This is a genomic window from Marinobacter sp. UBA2498, assembly GCF_002341575.1.
Classification (GTDB): domain Bacteria; phylum Pseudomonadota; class Gammaproteobacteria; order Pseudomonadales; family Oleiphilaceae; genus Marinobacter; species Marinobacter manganoxydans.
The window spans coordinates 2221-2884 of sequence record NZ_DDOI01000066.1 but is presented as its reverse complement, the minus strand read 5'-3'; the positions used below and the strand labels follow the sequence as shown (position 1 = coordinate 2884).

Below are 664 nucleotides of genomic sequence, written 5' to 3'. Positions count from 1 at the left end.
GAAGCAGCTTCTTGGTGACCTCCATGCCCACCATGATCACCGTGGTCACCGCCCTCGCTATGCTCTTCATGTCCGTGTTCTGAGCCGGAGTTGTGCTCGTCGTGGGCGCTGTGTTCATCATGATTTTCGTCGCCATGATCATCGTGCGCATCCTTGTGATCACTATTGACGTCCTCGCCGTGTTCCGCGTGGCCGTGCTCGGTGTCAGGCTTATGGTCATCATGCTCTTCATGGTTTTCCTCACGATGATCGTCATGATTATCCTGTTCGCTATGGGGTGCCGCCGTTATCGCTTTTTCCTGCCCATGCTCACGTGCATGCTCAGACTCAGATTCTTTGGCGTGGCTGGCGGTTGCGGTCGCAAGACCCGCCACCAAGATGGCTACCAGTGTTTTATTCATGTTTATCATTCCTGTTTAATTCGTTGACGCGGTCGATGACTTTATTGCGTTGATCAGGTGGCCCGATTGCTGAAGTGCTTCGGTGAGCGCAAGCCGTGTCTGCTTTTCCAGCTCAATGCCTGCCAGCAGGCTTTCGGTGCGTTGATTCAAGGCCAGCAGATAATTAGTGGTGGACAGATCACCCGTGCGCCATTGCCGTTTCAGCAGTTCGGCGCTGTTCTCGACCCGACCCTGAACAACCTCTTGCCAGCGGCGATATTGCT

The 664-nt window shown here is 54.4% G+C and carries 2 pseudogenes; both read right to left on the bottom strand.

From position 1 onward, the window contains the following. Window positions 1–401, bottom strand: a pseudogene (locus B2W52_RS09225) (hypothetical protein); the annotation flags it as partial. Between the two features lie 15 nt (window positions 402–416). Continuing rightward, window positions 417–664: pseudogene (locus tag B2W52_RS09220) on the bottom strand (hypothetical protein); the annotation flags it as partial.